Below are 16,098 nucleotides of genomic sequence, written 5' to 3' on the forward strand. Positions count from 1 at the left end.
CTGTAAATTAGTAGTGGTGCCTAAAAATATTTTGCAAATGTACATTTTTATATGAGAAACCAAAAAATATTTTATTTTGTTTTAAGAATAAATCTCTAACTATTAAAGACTTATCAGTCTTTATTTAACAGTTTAATTAGGTAGTAAGTTTCAACAGTTAAGCAAGTTAAATACGGTATTAAAAAAGAAGTTGCTTCTAATCTAACGACTTCGCCGTCAATATTAAATTTTGGATAAAATAAAACAAAGTAAACACCAAACTTTAAAAAGCTTCCTATCATAAAAATAAAGCCTAAAATATCTAAATATTTTTTTCTTAAAAAAAACAGTGAACCATAAATTATGATGGCCATTAAAACATTTACAACATAAGATTCAATAATTAAATTATTGAATCTTGGTAACTGTAAATAATGTAAAATACTTGTATGAAGTGCAAATGTAACTACTAAAATACCCGTTAATTTAAGTGAAAAATTAAGTACCGGATTTATCATATTTGTCGTTGATTTTTTTTAGTTGCGCCAAAACGCTCCACAAAGCAATTAATAATGAGAGTAATGTTAATATTAGTGTGTATGTTTTAGTTGTTTCAAAATGAGCATCGAGTTTTTTTCCAAAGTAGGCACCTAGATAAATAGTAATCCCCATTTGAAATGCAATACCTGTTAAAGCTAAATATTTATGAAGCTGATTTTTCTTTTGATTTTTGCTCATTTTTTAGTTCCATAACTGCACCTTTCATGGCGCAAGTTGCGTTAAATTCAGCTCCTGGTTCAACGGATAATTTACTGATAACAACATCGCCTGAAATGGTAGCTGTGGCTTTTAAAGTTAGTAAGTTTTCAACAAATAATTCACCAGAAAATTTCCCTTCAATATCGGCATTTGTACACTCAACTCTTCCAATGGCAGTTCCAGATTTCCCTATTACAACACGCCCTTTGGTTTTAATAGTTCCATCAACTTTACCGTCTATTCTAAAATCGCCTTCAGAAATAATATCACCAACAATAGTGGTGTTTGTTCCTATAATATTTCTTTCTAAAACTTGGGGTGTTTTGTCTTTTTTGTCTGAAAATTTCATTCTTACTAATTTTTTGGGGGTTGTTAAATTTTTGAATTTATAGTTTGTAATACTTCTTCAGCTTTTTTTCCTTCTTCAGTACTTGGGTAATTTGATTGCACAAATTCCAACGCTTCTTTAAAAGCTATTATACCTTCTTTTTTACCGATTGCATACGCTTTTAATAACTCAAATTTAGGCACAATTGCTTGTCCGTCATAAGTTGAAATTGCCTTGTTGGCTTTTTCAATAACAGCATCAAATAGTTCATCTTCAAATTCGTGAAAAACGGTGGCATAGATGCTTTCAGGAGAATTACTGTTATCTTCATTTGAAACTTCCGTAGGGTTTAAAATAATTTTAGCATACTTAGAATCAGAATGATTGCTTGTAATATCATTTTTATATGTGGACGCTTTTTCACTATTTTGTTCCAAATACATTTTATATAAATGATATTTTGAAGGAATTAACAGGTCGTTTTCTGGGTAAAAAGTAAGCAGTTTTTCGAGCTTTGAAATGGCTAAATCAATTTCTTTAAATTGCGATTTATAAATTAAACCTAAGTTGTAATAAGCGCCATTTCGTTCACTTACAATACTATCTATTTCAACCTGATCTTTTGGTAGATTGTCTAAATAATACGATAACTCATACTTTTTTGAAGGATCAATTTGTGGAGCTTTAGTTGAACTAGCTGTGACTGCTGCTAAATTAAGCTGCATTTTATCACTCAAACGCCAATTATCTTCTAAGGGTCTGTTTCCCCAAACTTTTCTAAACTCTTGTTCCCCAAAACCTTTGGATTGCGCATTGTAAAAATACCATTTTCCAGAATTATTGGAAACACCCATATCACCTGCTTTATAAGATGACGAACCTGAATTTAATTGAATTTGTTCTTCTTCTAATCGTCGTTCTTCTTCGGCTTTTAATTGTTGAATGTGATTGTTAAAATAAGCTGTTTGTTCATCTGGAGTCATTGCTACAACAGTTATAATACTGTCATTTCTTTTAGCAATAGCTTCGTATGTAATTACTTCGTCTAATTTATTTCGTTTTCTTATAAGGCTTCTAATTCGTTTGGTGTTTTCATTTTTTGAAATTTGTAAAATACTGTCGTAATAAGCTCCGGCAACACTAAACTTTGCTTTGTCGAAATAAATATTCCCAATGGCTTCGTAACTCAATTCTTTTTGAAAAGTATTGTTTGTACTTGTTTCAACCGATTTTTTGTAATAATCAAGCGCTGAATTTACATCGTCTTCCGCAGTAATTTCACCCAATCTAAAATACAATTCATCTAAATAATCGCGGTTGTAACGATCTTTTATCAATCGCTCTAATTCATCAACCATAGCTATTGCTTCTTCTTTATTCGAAACATTTTTTGCCTGTTCTATTTCAGCGTGAATTTTATATTTATACGGTGCTTTTTTGAAATCTATAATTTTTTGAAAAGCAATATCGGCCGAATCTTTTTCATTTCTATCGGCGTAATACTGCCCTAAAACAAATAAATTTCGGGCAGTTTGTTCTTTATTATTATCGGTTAAAACGGCTTGGTTTAAGTGGTAAATTACGTTGTCAATACTATCCGTTTTTACATAAGCCATTGCCAAGGTAGTATGAGCGGCTTCTTTATCTTTTTCTGAAAGAGTTTTAAGGTTTAATACCTTTTTTAACCTTTCAATTGCAATTTCTTCATTTTGTAAACGAATGTTGGTTTTTGATTGCCAAATTCTAGTTTCGTTGATTAAATCGGCTCTTGGATAGTTTATAATAACGTAATTAAACGCTTCTAAAGCGGGTACAAAACGTTTTGAATAATAGCGTGATTTTCCTAATAACAAATAAGCAGCGTCAATTTGAGAATTGCGCTCTTGCCTTGCTATTAACATAGAGTGTTTTTGAATGGCTTTTACAGCTTTTTTTTCAGCTCTTTCAAATTCTTGAGGAGAACTATCGGTATCACCTGTCATTCCAGGCAACGCTAATTCATCAATTTTTAAAGGCTCAATAGGTAAAATTCCCCAATAATCATCTTCATAATTGGCGCTTAAAGCCTCTAAACCCTCTAACAAAGCTTGTTCACCGTTAAATAAGACATTGTATTTAGTTGATACCGCATGGTATTGCCTATTTACAAAAGCATCTTTTTTTGTTGAACAACTTAGGGCTGAAATGAATAGTAAAAAAACTACAAATATTTTATATATATTTTTCAATAGAATCAGTTTTACGTTCCTTCTTAACTGCATATACGCTATAAATATTGTTAAAAGGGATGTAAAAATACAAAATATTGTGTACTTAAGTTAATTACACCGAAAAATAGGTTTCTAACTCTTTTAATGTTTCTTCAGAAGTATTAATATCTTTTACAAGATTCCCTTTGTCTAACACCACTATTCGCTCACAAACTTCGGTTACATGACCTAAATCATGGCTTGATATTAATACGGTTGCATTGCTTTCTATAGTTAGATCTTTTAGTAATTTTTTAAGTCTGATTTGTGTTGTTGGATCTAAATTTGCAAACGGTTCATCTAAAATTATCACTTCCGGATTTCCAATAAGTGCCGCCACAATTCCTGCTTTTTTCTGATTTCCTTTAGATAAATCGCGCAAATATTTTTTCTTCCCAATAATTTCATCGTTGAAAATTTCTTCAAACTGAACTAAAAAAGCATCGATATCTGTTTTATTCATACCACGTAATTCTCCAATAAAGTAAAAATATTCTTCCGCAGTTAAATAACCAATTAAAAAACTTTCATCAATAAAAGCAGCTGTAAAAGGTTTCCACAATTCGCTGGTATTTACTTGAATTTCGTTATTTATAATAGTTCCTGTTGTTGGTTTAATTAAATCGAGTAATAAGTTGAAAAAAGTGGTTTTTCCTGCTCCATTATTTCCTACCAAACCAAAAGCTTGACCTTTCGGGATTTCTAAAGATGTTATATTTAAAACGGATACTCCGCTATATTTTTTTGAAAGTTCTGTTACTTGTATCATTGTTGTATAAGTCTTAAAGTTGTATAGTCTAAAGTTTGAAAGTCATTTCTTATTTTTCGTTATATGCCGCTAATGTTTTGTATTTTCCTTTTTGATAAAGTTGTTCAATTTTATTTAAAAAGAAGCCTTTAAATACAATTCCTAAAACACCGCTTAATCCTAAAGTTATCAATCCTGCTTCAAAGCTTATAAATTTATAAGGCACATAAAACAATAACATTGGTAACACCATTTTAGGCAAAGCAATTAACATTTGAGTTGGATTAAATCCGTTGGTATTGCTAAACGCTTTTGCTTTTACATTTAACTCTATTGGCACTCTGTTTAAAGCACCTCCAAATAAGGTAATAAATGAATTTAGTCCAATATTAAACAAGGCTCCGGCAGCAATCATTCCGTAAATTTTCCATCCAAAATAAATGTAAGGTGTACTTAATACAAATGAAACTGCAACGGCAACCACCATTAAATACCATTTAGATTCTAAATATTTTTTATACGGAATGTTTTGACTCATTAACATTTTATAATATTCGCTATCCCACGAAGGTACCAATTGACCAAATGTTAATAAAAATCCGCCTGTTACAAATATGGAAGCAAAGGCTAAAAATGCTGGCATATTTTTATACGTTTCTTGAGTGTAAAATATGAGTCCGTAAAATAAAAACAAAAAAGACATCATCATTACTTGTCGTGGTCTTGCGTTGCGATAAATAAGTTTTACATCGTTTTTCAAAAAAACAGCCACACTTCCAAAACGATTCATCCAAGATAAATCTATTGCGTTTACTTCTTTTACTTTTTTTGAAACGGCATCGTCTAAATAAAATTCCTTTTTAATAAAGTTGAAATTAACGGCATACAATACAACCATTAAAACTAGCGGAATGATACTTAAAATAGGATTGTTATACAAGGTGTTAAAAGCAACTCCAATGGGAGCTGATACTTTATAAATATTTAAAAATTCTAAGCCGATAAAAATGGCTAATACTGAAATTAATACATAAAAATACGTGTTACTTTTATTGATTAAAAAATTGATGAAGTTATTAGAAAGCACCAAAAACAACATAGCAAAAAACCAACAAACCACGTTTAAAACAGGATAACCTTGCACTAATAAAACAATGCTAAACGGAACAAAAACAAATAAGGGTAAAAAATTAAAAAACGACAATGCTGTTTTTCCTAATAAATAATTAATAATTGTAGTACGCTTTACTGGTACAATCATTAATGGTTTTACGTTCATTACCGGAAGTTGTTGCATAAAAAACCGAAGTGCTAAATCAAAAATAAACCAGAAAATTAGAAAGTTGTTTACTAAAATTAGAGGATCGGTTTCGGGTATTGCTTTTTTAAGAATAAAAAACAAACCAGCCCCAACTAATAAAGCAATTCCTCCAAAATATAATACTGCTAAGGCTAATAAAATTTTAATAGCAATTCCCTTTTGAAAATAGGATGAACGGGCAAATTGTTTCCATTCAAAATTTAAAAAATTTTTAATCATTTGATATGTTGTTTTTATATAGGTTGCAATTTTTATAAAATGTTACAGGTAAAATTAAACCAATTTATATTCTGGGTATTGATTTTCTAATATTTTTGCTGCTTTTTGGGGTAAAACAAACGGTCTAAGTATAAATTAACAGCGTATAACTATTTTTTATTGATTTGCCTAAAGTACCGTTTTTCAATTGTCACAATTGAATTAGCCGAACTATTAATACTCATAAAAGACCACCAATAATTAAATAAGGCTAATGTTAACAATAGTTGAAATTGTTTTTAAAAATATCCCAACCCAGTTTCATGTATTTTTTTATTAAGAGCATATTCTATTTTTCTTAACTATAACTTTCTTAGGTATGTTTTTTAACAAAAATTGTGTTTAGATTAATTACTTTTGTAGCCTTAAAACTATTAATAATGGCAAAATTTCACACATTAACTATCAAAGAAATTAAAAAAGAAACGCAAAATGCCGTTTCAATTGTTTTTGATATTCCAACCGATTTAAAAGCTGAATTTGAATTTTCAGCCGGACACTATATAACGATTAAAAAAGAACTTGCTGGCAAAGAATTACGCAGAGCGTATTCAATTTGTTCAGCACCAACTAGTGGCGAATTACGCATTGCTATAAAAGCTGTTGACAACGGAACGTTCTCTGTTTTTGCGTGTACTATTTTAAAAGAAGGCGATACTTTAGACGTTTCAAAACCTGAAGGAAAATTTGTATTAGAGACTGCAAAAACCAATAAAAATAATTATTTGGGAATTGCTGCAGGTAGCGGAATTACACCTGTAATGGCAATGATTAAAGCTACTTTAATCGAAGAGTCAAATAGCACGTTTACCTTAATTTACGGAAATAAAACAACGGCTGATACCATTTTTAAAGCTGAAATTGATGCATTATTAAACAAGTATCCAACTCAATTTAATGTGCAATATGTAGTAAGCCGTGAAGAACAAGAAAATGCTTTGTTTGGCAGAATTGATACCGGTAATATTAATTTTGTAGTCAAAAATAAATTCAAACATATTTTATTTGATAAAGCTTTTTTATGCGGACCAGAAGCTATGATTGCAACTGCTAAAGAAACCCTTGCTGAAAATGGCATAAACGACATTTATTTTGAATTGTTTACCGCGCCAATTGCTACGGAAAATGAACCTCAAGATTTTAACGGAACTTGTGAAATAACAGTAGTTGTAGATGATGAAGAAACTACTTTTGAAATGGATGCTAAAACCAATATTTTAACAGCTGCTTTAAAAGAAGGTTTAGATGCTCCATACTCTTGTCAGGGTGGAATTTGCAGCAGTTGTTTAGCAAAGGTTACCGAAGGAAAAGCCGTGATGGAAAAGAATGCTATTTTATCTGAAGATGAAATTAACGAAGGTTTAATTTTAACCTGTCAGGCGCATCCAACCTCACAAAAATTAACCATTGATTTTGATGATGTTTAATAAAATATAGTAATTTCACGTTTTTAGCACTATTTATGACATTTATCGAACTTAAAGATGCAGTACTTATCGGATTTTTTCTGGCCTTTATGATTGGTCCTGTATTTTTTATGCTCATACAAACAAGTATTATAAAAGGTGCTAGAGCTGCAATTGCCTTTGATGTAGGTGTAATTTTAGGCGATATAGCCTTTATTTTAATTGCTTACTACGGAAGTAAAAGTTTATTAGAACAAATTAAAGATGATCCGCGCTTATTTTTTATTGGTGGCCTCATTTTGTTGGTGTATGGCATTATTACCTATGTAGACAAAAGTCAAAAAAGAGTGGTGCAAGATGAAACCTTAGTACTGCCCGAAAAAACCAATTATGTAAAATTACTGTTAAAAGGTTTTTTACTGAACTTTATTAACATTGGTGTATTGGCTTTTTGGTTGGGAATGATTGTAGTTATTGGTTCTAATTTACAAATGAATCCGCAGAAAATTTTCAACTATTTTATGGTGATTTTATTAAGTTATTTTATCACCGATCTTGGAAAAATTTTATTGGCAAAACAATTAAAACGAAAGTTAACACCAACTGTTATTTACAAAGTAAAACGCGGAATGGGTATTTTATTAATGGTTTTTGGAATTGCTTTAATGTTGAAAGGTTTTTTACCAAAAGAACAACTAAATATTAACAACGTAATTGAACAATCTGAACATTAATTTTAAGGTTTTATTTCACTTTTAATGAAAAAAAATATAAGTATTTTTGGTTGTGGTTGGTTAGGATTTCCTTTAGCCCAAAGCTTTGTAAATAAAGGTTTTTTCGTAAAAGGTTCTACAACTTCCGAAGAAAAAATTGAAGTACTTAAATCCAATAATATTGAACCTTTTCTTTTCAATTTAGAAGAACTTCCCAACAATATATTAGACTTTTTAAATTCAGAAATTTTAATTGTAAATATTCCTTCAAAAAATATTGAAGGATTTAAAAACCTAATTACGTTTATTGAAAAATCGAGCATCAAAAAAGTACTGTTTGTAAGCTCAACCTCTGTTTTTGAAAGTGCTAAAGAAATTATTACTGAAGCAACCATTTTAAAAGACTGTCCGTTAAAAGATATTGAAGAATTATTTCAAAAAAACACCCATTTTAAAACAACCATTCTTCGATTTTCAGGATTGTTAGGTTACCAAAGAAAACCGGGAAATTGGTTTAAAAACGGCAAAGTTATCCCAAATCCTGAAGGTGTTGTAAATATGATTCATCAAGATGATTGTATTGAAATTATAAAACAACTGGTTTTACAAAATTGTTGGAATGATACTTTTAATGCCAGTGCAGACACGCATCCAAAACGACGAGATTTTTACACCAAAGCATTTTTAGAAGTAGGTAGAACTATGCCTATTTTCAATGAAAATGATAAAAAATCGATCAAAATTATTGGAAATGAAAAGCTTAAAAAAACTTTAAATTTCGAATTTAAATATCCAAATTTAATGCAATTACCAAGTCATTAATTAGCTTTAGTTAGTAAATTTAATTGATTCTGAAAATTTTATACTGTACCTTTAGAATGCTTAATTTTCAATTCTAAAAAAATGGAAACTTCAACCTTAATAGCAAAAATTATAGGATTAATATACCTTTCGTTTGGCGTAGGAATTTTACTAAATGGCAATTATTATAAAAAAGAAATTCCAAAATTATTAGAAAATACTGCTTACTTAATTCTAGGTGGTTTTATGGCGATTATTTTTGGGGTACTTATTATTGAAAATCATAATTATTGGGTTAAAAATTGGACCGTTTTAATTACCATTATAGGTTGGGTAGCACTTATAAAAGGAATATTATTATTGGCATTTCCAACAGTAATTTCTATGTATAAATCATTTTTTAGTATTCCTAAATTATATGCTATTTTAGGTGTTTTAATTGTTGTTTTTGGATTGTTTTTCACCTATTTCGGGTATTTTCATTAAAAAAACGACTAAAGTTTAGTTAAATCTTAAAATTATTTGACAAATGTCATAAACTTAATAACTCGACTTATTTACATTTGATAAAATTTAAAAAAAATGAGTGAAATTATAGAAATAAATTACGGGCCGTTGGCTGCTTTAATTGGTGTTTGGAAAGGTGATAAAGGAATAGATATTGCTCCAGAATCTGATGGTACTGAAGAAAACCCGTATTACGAAACAATTACTTTTGAAGAAGGTGGCGATTTAACCAATGGTGAAGAACAAGTTTTGGCTGTATTGCATTACCGAAAAATTGTAAAGCGTAAATCTGACGATGGAATTTTTCACGATGAAACAGGTTATTGGATGTGGGACGCAAAAGAAAATGTAATTATGCATTCTTTAAATATTCCTAGAGCTGTAAGCTTATTAGCTGGTGCAAAATTAAACGATTCAAATTATAAAAACGGAAAACTTTCTATTGATATTTCCGCAGGAATTGATAATGAAGATTGGGGCATTGTACAATCGCCTTTTATGAAACAAAAAGCCTTAACAAAAAACTACCGTCAAGAGCTTACTGTTGAAAATGGAAAAATGATTTGTTCTGAAACCACTATGCTAGAAATTTATGGAAGAGCGTTTGAACATACCGATAAAAACGAATTAACACTTCAATCATAAAAAGGGAACTCAATTGCCTTTTATTGGTAATATTTACGTTGTATTAACTAATTTATAACCAAAAAACTAGTAGTTTTTTGGTTATTTTTGTTTCGAACAAATTACAATTATCATGAAAAAATATTTTTTATTAACACTCATTGGAATTTTTATGTTCTCTTGTAAGAATGCTGATGCGCCAAAAACTGCCAAATTGAAATACCCTGCAACAAAAAAAGTAGACACAATTACCAACTATTTTGGTACTGATGTAAAAGATCCTTACCGTTGGCTAGAAGACGATATGTCTGATGAAACTGCTGCTTGGGTAAGTGCTGAAAATGAAACAACTTTTGGTTATTTAGCACAAATTCCTTATCGTGAAGCTTTAAAAAATAGATTAGAAAAATTATGGAATTATGAAAAAGTAGGTTCCCCTTTTATTGAAGGAAATTATACTTACTTCTACAAAAATAACGGCTTACAAAATCAATATGTATTGTATCGGTTTAAAAAAGATGAAGAGCCTGAGGTGTTTTTAGATCCTAATACATTTTCAAAAGATGGTACTACTTCATTGTCTGAAATTTCGTTTTCAAAAAATGGAAAATTAGTTGCTTATACCATTTCTGAAGGAGGTTCAGACTGGCGTAAAGTTATTATTATGGATGCCATTTCAAAAGAAATTAAAGAAGATACGCTTATTGATGTAAAATTTAGCCAATTGGCTTGGCACGGAAATAAAGGAATTTTTTATTCAAGTTATGAAAAACCTAAAGGAAGCGAATTATCTGCAAAAACCGATCAACATCGCTTGTTTTACCACAAACTTGGAACTGCTCAAAAAGAGGATGAAATTATTTTTGGAGACAAAGAAAAAAGGAGATATGTAAACGGATCTGTAACTGAAGATGGAAAATTTTTAATTATTAGCGCTTCGGTTTCTACTTCTGGAAATGAATTATATTATAAAAGTTTACTAACTAAAAACAGTAACATAAAACCTATTATTTTAGGCTTTGAATATGATACTTCTGTATTAGATCACAAAGGAAATAAGTTTTTATTGGTAACCAATGTTGATGCACCTAATAAACGTGTTGTTGCAGCTCCGGTACACAAACCTATGTCTGAAAATTGGGTAGACATTATTCCTGAAACAAAAAATGTTTTATCGCCTTCAAAAGCAAGTGGTTTTATTTTTGCTAAATATATGGTTGATGCTGTTTCACAAGTAAAACAATACGATTACAAAGGAAAATTAGTTCGTGAAATTAAATTGCCAGGGGTTGGTACTGTTGGTGGTTTTGGTGGAAAAAAGAATGCTAAAACATTGTATTATTCATTTTCAAATTACATTACGCCAGGTTCTATTTACTCTTTTGAACCTAAGAAAGGGATTTCTAACTTATACAAAAAACCAGCAATCGATTTTAATTCTGATAATTACGAAACCAAACAAGTTTTTTATACTTCAAAAGACGGTACAAAGGTTCCTATGATTATTTCTTACAAAAAAGGAACAGAACTAAATGGCAAAAACCCAACTATTTTATATGGTTATGGTGGTTTTAATATTAGTTTAACTCCAAGTTTTAGTATTGCAAATGCTGTTTGGATGGAACAAGGCGGAATTTACGCTGTACCAAATTTACGTGGTGGTGGAGAATATGGTAAAGTTTGGCACAAAGCAGGTACTAAATTGCAAAAACAAAACGTATTCGACGATTTTATTGCAGCTGCGGAATATTTAATAGAAAACAACTACACCTCATCAGAATATTTAGCTATTAGAGGTGGTTCTAACGGAGGTTTATTGGTTGGTGCTGTAATGACACAAAGACCCGATTTAATGAAAGTAGCATTGCCTGCTGTTGGTGTTATGGATATGTTGCGTTACCATACATTTACTGCGGGTGCTGGTTGGGCGTATGACTACGGAACTGCAGAAGATTCTAAAGAAATGTTTGACTATTTAAAAGGATATTCTCCGGTACATAATGTAAAAGAAGGTGTTGCATATCCTGCAACTATGGTAACTACCGGTGATCACGATGACCGTGTAGTTCCTGCACATTCATTTAAATTTGCGGCTGAATTACAAGACAAACAAACGGGAGATAATCCAACCTTAATTCGTATTGAAACCAATGCTGGTCACGGAGCAGGAACACCTGTTTCTAAAACTATTGAACAATACGCTGATATTTTTGGATTTACCTTGTACAATATGGGTTTTAAAGAATTACCAAGTGAAACAAAAGTAAAAGGGTAGTTTCTTAAATTTATAAAGGCTGTTTAAAAAGTATTGAAACCGTCATTCTGAACTTGATTCAGAATCTCACCATACTGATAATCAATTAGTATGCGAACCTGAAATCGAAGATTCACGAATTCCATACTCTAAAATAAAAAATGGATAAGTAAACAAGTTCAGGTTGACAAAAATACTACTTTTTAAACAGCCTTTTTTTAATGGGTAATAGCCATTGATATATTAAATTTCCTCTCAACTGCATTTCTTCCAACTGTATAACAATAAAGACTACTTGGTGTAAAATCATACATTAAACCATCATCTTCTTTAATTTCCTCAATATTAAGTGTAGTTACTAAAGTTCTATCCAAATTATTCTTTTTACAAAAAGATTTAAGATTGGATAATTTATTCAAACTTTTAACATAACGATTACTCCATTTAATTTCTACAGCCCAAATTGGTTTTTGCTTTTCATTTGAAAGCCTAACAATATCTACTTCTCCGCTTTTCCATCTTGCATAATAAGGGGTAAATTCAGTATTATGACCCCATTGAGAAAAAATAGCAGTTTCAACCATATTACCTATAAATTCATCATCTTTTTCAATAGGCGCAAATAAAGCACCTCTTAAAGATGGATTTGTCAAATATATTTTAAAAGAAGTAGCTCTTTTAAATTTTTTTGCATTTTGATCAATTTTATTAATAACACGAATCAAAAAAGCTGCTTCTAAATATTCAATATATTTTTTAATCGTATTTTTTGCTACACCAGAATTTATTGAAAGTTGTTCATAAGTAAATTCATTTCCTGAATTATAGGCAATAGTTGTAAATAAGGCATTCAACTCCTGTACATCCTGAATACCATAAAGACTAGGTAAATCTCTTAAAAGAACTTTATCTATAATATCACTTCTAATATATCTTCCAGGATCCGATTGCATTTCTTTTGACAAAGAAAGCTCTGGATATCCACCAAAATTAATGTAATTTAAAAAATGTTGGTTAAACTCCTCAATATTATCTGTTTGAAAATAGTTTCCTTTTACACCTTTCCATTCTTTACTTGTTAATTTTATTAAATGTGATAAATTTTTTAAATCTATATATTCATGAAAAGTTAATGGAGGTAACATAAAATCTGTAAATCTTCCTGCGCCAGATTCATTACTTTTTAGTTTTAAAGCTGCTGCAGCTGAGCCAGATACTATAAATTTTATTTTGTGATAACTATCAACTAACGTTTTTAAATGTATTTCCCAATTTTTCAGATATTGAATCTCATCAAAAATGATGTAATGTTCTTCAGAAGCAATTTTACTATTTATCTCTAAAAAATGTATCAACATTTCTTCTAATGAAAGTCCAGTATATATAGGATTCTCAATAGATAGATAAACAATATTTTTTGGAGGAACATTATTATTTATTAAATCTTGAACTAAATGAAAAAGCATTACGGTTTTACCAACTCTTCTAGGCCCCATTAATACAACAGCCCTTTTCACGTTCTTTTCATAAACTAACGGCGCAAAAAGATCAAAATAAAGTCGTTTCTTCATTGAAGAATAATACTCATCTATTTTAGATGTTTTCCACCAAGGATTCTCAAATTTAATTTTATTAATTACCTGTTCTTTTGAAAAATATTTTAAATTAGCCATAAATAAGGTTATTTAATTAACTCTATTTACAAATATAACCAAATAAGATTAAAAATTTGATCTTATTTGATTTTTTATAAAATTTCAATTACAACAGCCTGATTAAAAGGTATTAAATCGCCTATTTTTTTTCCTAATAACTGTTTTCCTATGGGAGATTGTGCTGAAACTACAAAATAATCGTGTTGTTCAACCACCACTTTACCAACGCTAATAGCTAAAAAATAAATGCCTTTAGTTGTTTTAATCAAGCTTCCTAAACAAACAACTTCCGAAGTATATTCAATCGTTATTTTATTTAAAACTTCTTGCATCAAGTTCACTTCAGCCAATTGCTGACCTGCTTTTTCCATTTCTAATTGAATCATTGCTCTTCCTGTTTCGTGCTTATCACCTGCTGAACTTTTGGTTTCAGAAAATAAGTCGTTTTTGTTTGAAGCAATACTTTTTGAAATGGTTGTGTGCTTGTTTTCAACAAAATGAATACAAGCATTTAATAATTGCTGTTTTATGTTTAAATCTTTCTTCATATAGAATGGTTGTAAAAATAACTATTCCTAATTTTGCAAAACAAACAATTCAATGAAAATTACAGGAAAACGATATTTAGATTATAGTTCATTCATTAAATTACATTTTGGTGAACGTGTACAAAAAATTTCATTAGATATTGGTTTTTCGTGTCCAAACCGTGATGGTTCTAAAGGATTTGGAGGTTGTACCTACTGCAATAATAACACCTTTAATCCAGATTACTGCGAACCACAAAAAAGCGTAAAACAACAGTTAGAACATGGTATTGAATTCTTTTCAAGAAAAGGAAAAAATAACAAATACTTAGCTTATTTTCAAGCGTATACAAATACCTATTCCGATTTTGAATCGCTTAAAAAATTGTACGATGAAGCCTTGAGTGTACCTAAAGTTGTTGGATTGGTAATTGGTACACGTCCTGATTGTATTTCCAAAGAAATTATTAATTATTTAGATAAATTGTCTAAAAAATACTTTATTTCATTAGAATTCGGTGTTGAAAGTACCAACGAAAAAACTTTATTGGAAGTAAATCGTTGCCATACGTTTGAAGAAACCAAAGCCACTTATGAATTGTGCAGAAACAAAGGTTTTCACTTAGGTGCACATATAATTTTAGGCTTACCTGGTGAAACTAAAGAAGATTTATTACAACACGCTTTTGAGCTTTCAAAACTACCAATTGCTACCTTAAAACTGCACCATTTACAAATTGTAAAAAATTCTGTAATGGCGGTACAATACAACCGTAATCCTGAAAAATTAAATTTATTTACTGCTGAAGATTATATAGAATTTATCGCTGAATTTATTTCAAACATTCGACCAGATATTATTATCGAACGCTTTATTAGCGAGGCTCCAAAAGACTTGTTAATTGCGCCAAAATGGGGCGGACTTAAAAATTTTGAAATTGTTGCTAAAATTGATAAACTTCTGGTAGAGAAAAATACCTGGCAAGGAAAAAATTACACAAACTAACTTCGTTAAAAAAATTGTAACTTTAATTAGTTGCTTTTAAATATCGTTTTTTACTTATTTCAAAAACCTGGGTTTTGGATTATTTATTATTATTTATTTTATTAGCCTTATTGGCTGAAATTTTAGGAACCATTGGTGGTTTTGGTTCTTCACTATTTTTTATTCCAATAGCTAGTTTTTTTTTAGATTTTCATTCTGTTTTAGGAATTACCGCAATTTTTCATGTATCAAGTAACATTACGAAAATTGCTTTTTTTAGAAAAGGTTTTGATAAAAAATTAGTACTTTATTTGGGGATTCCAGCGGTTATTTTTGTAATTATTGGCGCTTATTTAAGTAAGATTATTCAATCTTCAATACTAGAAATTCTGTTGGCAATTTTTTTAATTGCAACTAGCTTAACTCTTTTATTCTTCAAAAATATGAATATAAAACCTACAACAAAAAACTCGGTTATTGGTGGTGTTTTTTCAGGCTTAATTGCAGGTTTAATTGGTACTGGAGGTGCTATAAGAGGTTTAACATTAGCTTCATTTAATTTAGGCATGCAAACTTTTATAGCAACTTCTGCATTGATAGATTTAGGCATTGATTTTAGCAGAGGCATTGTTTATTATACAAATGGCTATATTCATACACACGACTTATATTTAATTCCATTTTTATTAGTTGCTAGTATTGTAGGTACGTATATAGGAAAGAAAATACTTGAATCTATTTCCGAAGAAAAATTTAAATCTATGGTGTTATTTTTAATATTAATAACTGGTATTACCATACTTATAAAAATTGTATTTTTTTAATAATTATAGGCAGCGTAATAGTGCTATCGAAATAAATTGTAACTTTAAAAAATGTCATTTCTACTAATTCTACATATTTCTGAAATGCCTTGGATATTAATTCCGGGTTTGTAACTTTTTTAGCTATTTTCAATTGCTATTTTTAAAATTTTAATCCTTA

The 16,098-nt window shown here is 29.8% G+C and carries 16 protein-coding genes; 8 read left to right on the plus strand and 8 right to left on the minus strand.

Annotation, left to right across the window (positions count from 1 at the left end; genetic code table 11):
* Window positions 1-113: 113 nt before the first annotated feature.
* The 6 genes from CHB67_RS04245 to CHB67_RS04270 all read right to left on the minus strand — a co-directional run bounded on the left by CHB67_RS04245 (window position 114) and on the right by CHB67_RS04270 (window position 5,603).
* Complete coding sequence (locus CHB67_RS04245; RefSeq protein ID WP_089380498.1) at window positions 114-497, minus strand: hypothetical protein; 384 nt, start codon at window positions 495-497, stop codon at window positions 114-116.
* Window positions 478-717, minus strand: a complete 240-nt coding sequence (locus tag CHB67_RS04250; RefSeq protein WP_089380499.1) for an AtpZ/AtpI family protein — start codon at window positions 715-717, stop codon at window positions 478-480. The genes CHB67_RS04245 and CHB67_RS04250 overlap by 20 nt, the downstream gene beginning before the upstream one ends.
* Window positions 683-1,087 carry a bactofilin family protein gene (locus CHB67_RS04255; protein WP_089380500.1) on the minus strand — a complete coding sequence of 135 codons (405 nt, stop codon included), beginning with the start codon at window positions 1,085-1,087 and terminating at the stop codon, window positions 683-685. The genes CHB67_RS04250 and CHB67_RS04255 overlap by 35 nt, the downstream gene beginning before the upstream one ends.
* Before the next feature lie 23 nt (window positions 1,088-1,110).
* A complete protein-coding gene (gene porW, locus CHB67_RS04260; protein ID WP_141119676.1) occupies window positions 1,111-3,294 on the minus strand; it encodes a type IX secretion system periplasmic lipoprotein PorW/SprE in 2,184 nt (727 codons plus the stop codon).
* 94 nt (window positions 3,295-3,388) lie between these two features.
* A complete protein-coding gene (locus CHB67_RS04265; protein WP_089380502.1) occupies window positions 3,389-4,084 on the minus strand; it encodes an ABC transporter ATP-binding protein in 696 nt (231 codons plus the stop codon).
* A gap of 49 nt (window positions 4,085-4,133) precedes the next feature.
* Complete coding sequence (locus tag CHB67_RS04270) at window positions 4,134-5,603, minus strand: DUF5687 family protein (RefSeq protein WP_089380503.1); 1,470 nt, start codon at window positions 5,601-5,603, stop codon at window positions 4,134-4,136.
* 419 nt (window positions 5,604-6,022) lie between these two features.
* Between CHB67_RS04270 and CHB67_RS04275 the strand changes: the two genes are divergently transcribed.
* From CHB67_RS04275 to CHB67_RS04300, 6 genes are all read left to right on the plus strand, one after another.
* Window positions 6,023-7,069: a ferredoxin--NADP reductase gene (locus tag CHB67_RS04275; RefSeq protein WP_089380504.1), complete on the plus strand. Its 1,047-nt coding sequence runs from the start codon at window positions 6,023-6,025 to the stop codon at window positions 7,067-7,069.
* A 35-nt stretch (window positions 7,070-7,104) separates the two neighbouring features.
* Complete coding sequence (locus CHB67_RS04280; RefSeq protein WP_089380505.1) at window positions 7,105-7,782, plus strand: LysE family translocator; 678 nt, start codon at window positions 7,105-7,107, stop codon at window positions 7,780-7,782.
* Between the two features lie 24 nt (window positions 7,783-7,806).
* Complete coding sequence (locus tag CHB67_RS04285) at window positions 7,807-8,583, plus strand: Rossmann-fold NAD(P)-binding domain-containing protein (RefSeq protein ID WP_089380506.1); 777 nt, start codon at window positions 7,807-7,809, stop codon at window positions 8,581-8,583.
* Between the two features lie 81 nt (window positions 8,584-8,664).
* Window positions 8,665-9,048, plus strand: coding sequence for a hypothetical protein (locus tag CHB67_RS04290; protein WP_089380507.1), 384 nt, complete (start codon window positions 8,665-8,667; stop codon window positions 9,046-9,048).
* A gap of 96 nt (window positions 9,049-9,144) precedes the next feature.
* Entirely contained in the window at window positions 9,145-9,714 is a 570-nt protein-coding gene (locus CHB67_RS04295) for a heme-binding beta-barrel domain-containing protein (protein WP_089380508.1), read from the plus strand.
* Between the two features lie 112 nt (window positions 9,715-9,826).
* Window positions 9,827-11,968 carry a prolyl oligopeptidase family serine peptidase gene (locus CHB67_RS04300; RefSeq protein ID WP_089380509.1) on the plus strand — a complete coding sequence of 714 codons (2,142 nt, stop codon included), beginning with the start codon at window positions 9,827-9,829 and terminating at the stop codon, window positions 11,966-11,968.
* 197 nt (window positions 11,969-12,165) lie between these two features.
* Here the strand turns inward: CHB67_RS04300 and CHB67_RS04305 are convergent, their stop codons facing one another.
* Both CHB67_RS04305 and CHB67_RS04310 read right to left on the minus strand, forming a co-directional pair.
* Window positions 12,166-13,620 carry an ATP-binding protein gene (locus CHB67_RS04305; protein WP_089380510.1) on the minus strand — a complete coding sequence of 485 codons (1,455 nt, stop codon included), beginning with the start codon at window positions 13,618-13,620 and terminating at the stop codon, window positions 12,166-12,168.
* Window positions 13,621-13,694: 74 nt separating this feature from the next.
* On the minus strand, window positions 13,695-14,150 hold the full coding sequence (locus tag CHB67_RS04310; protein WP_089380511.1) for a 3-oxoacyl-ACP synthase: 456 nt from the start codon (window positions 14,148-14,150) through the stop codon (window positions 13,695-13,697).
* A 52-nt stretch (window positions 14,151-14,202) separates the two neighbouring features.
* Here CHB67_RS04310 and CHB67_RS04315 point away from each other — a divergent pair, with 52 nt between their 5' ends.
* The gene (locus CHB67_RS04315; protein ID WP_089380512.1) at window positions 14,203-15,135 is read left to right on the plus strand and encodes a TIGR01212 family radical SAM protein; all 933 of its coding nucleotides are present in this window, start codon (window positions 14,203-14,205) and stop codon (window positions 15,133-15,135) included.
* 74 nt (window positions 15,136-15,209) lie between these two features.
* A complete protein-coding gene (locus CHB67_RS04320) occupies window positions 15,210-15,938 on the plus strand; it encodes a sulfite exporter TauE/SafE family protein (RefSeq protein WP_089380513.1) in 729 nt (242 codons plus the stop codon).
* Window positions 15,939-16,098 lie beyond the last annotated feature (160 nt).

The organism is Lutibacter agarilyticus, assembly GCF_900188235.1.
GTDB lineage: Bacteria > Bacteroidota > Bacteroidia > Flavobacteriales > Flavobacteriaceae > Lutibacter > Lutibacter agarilyticus.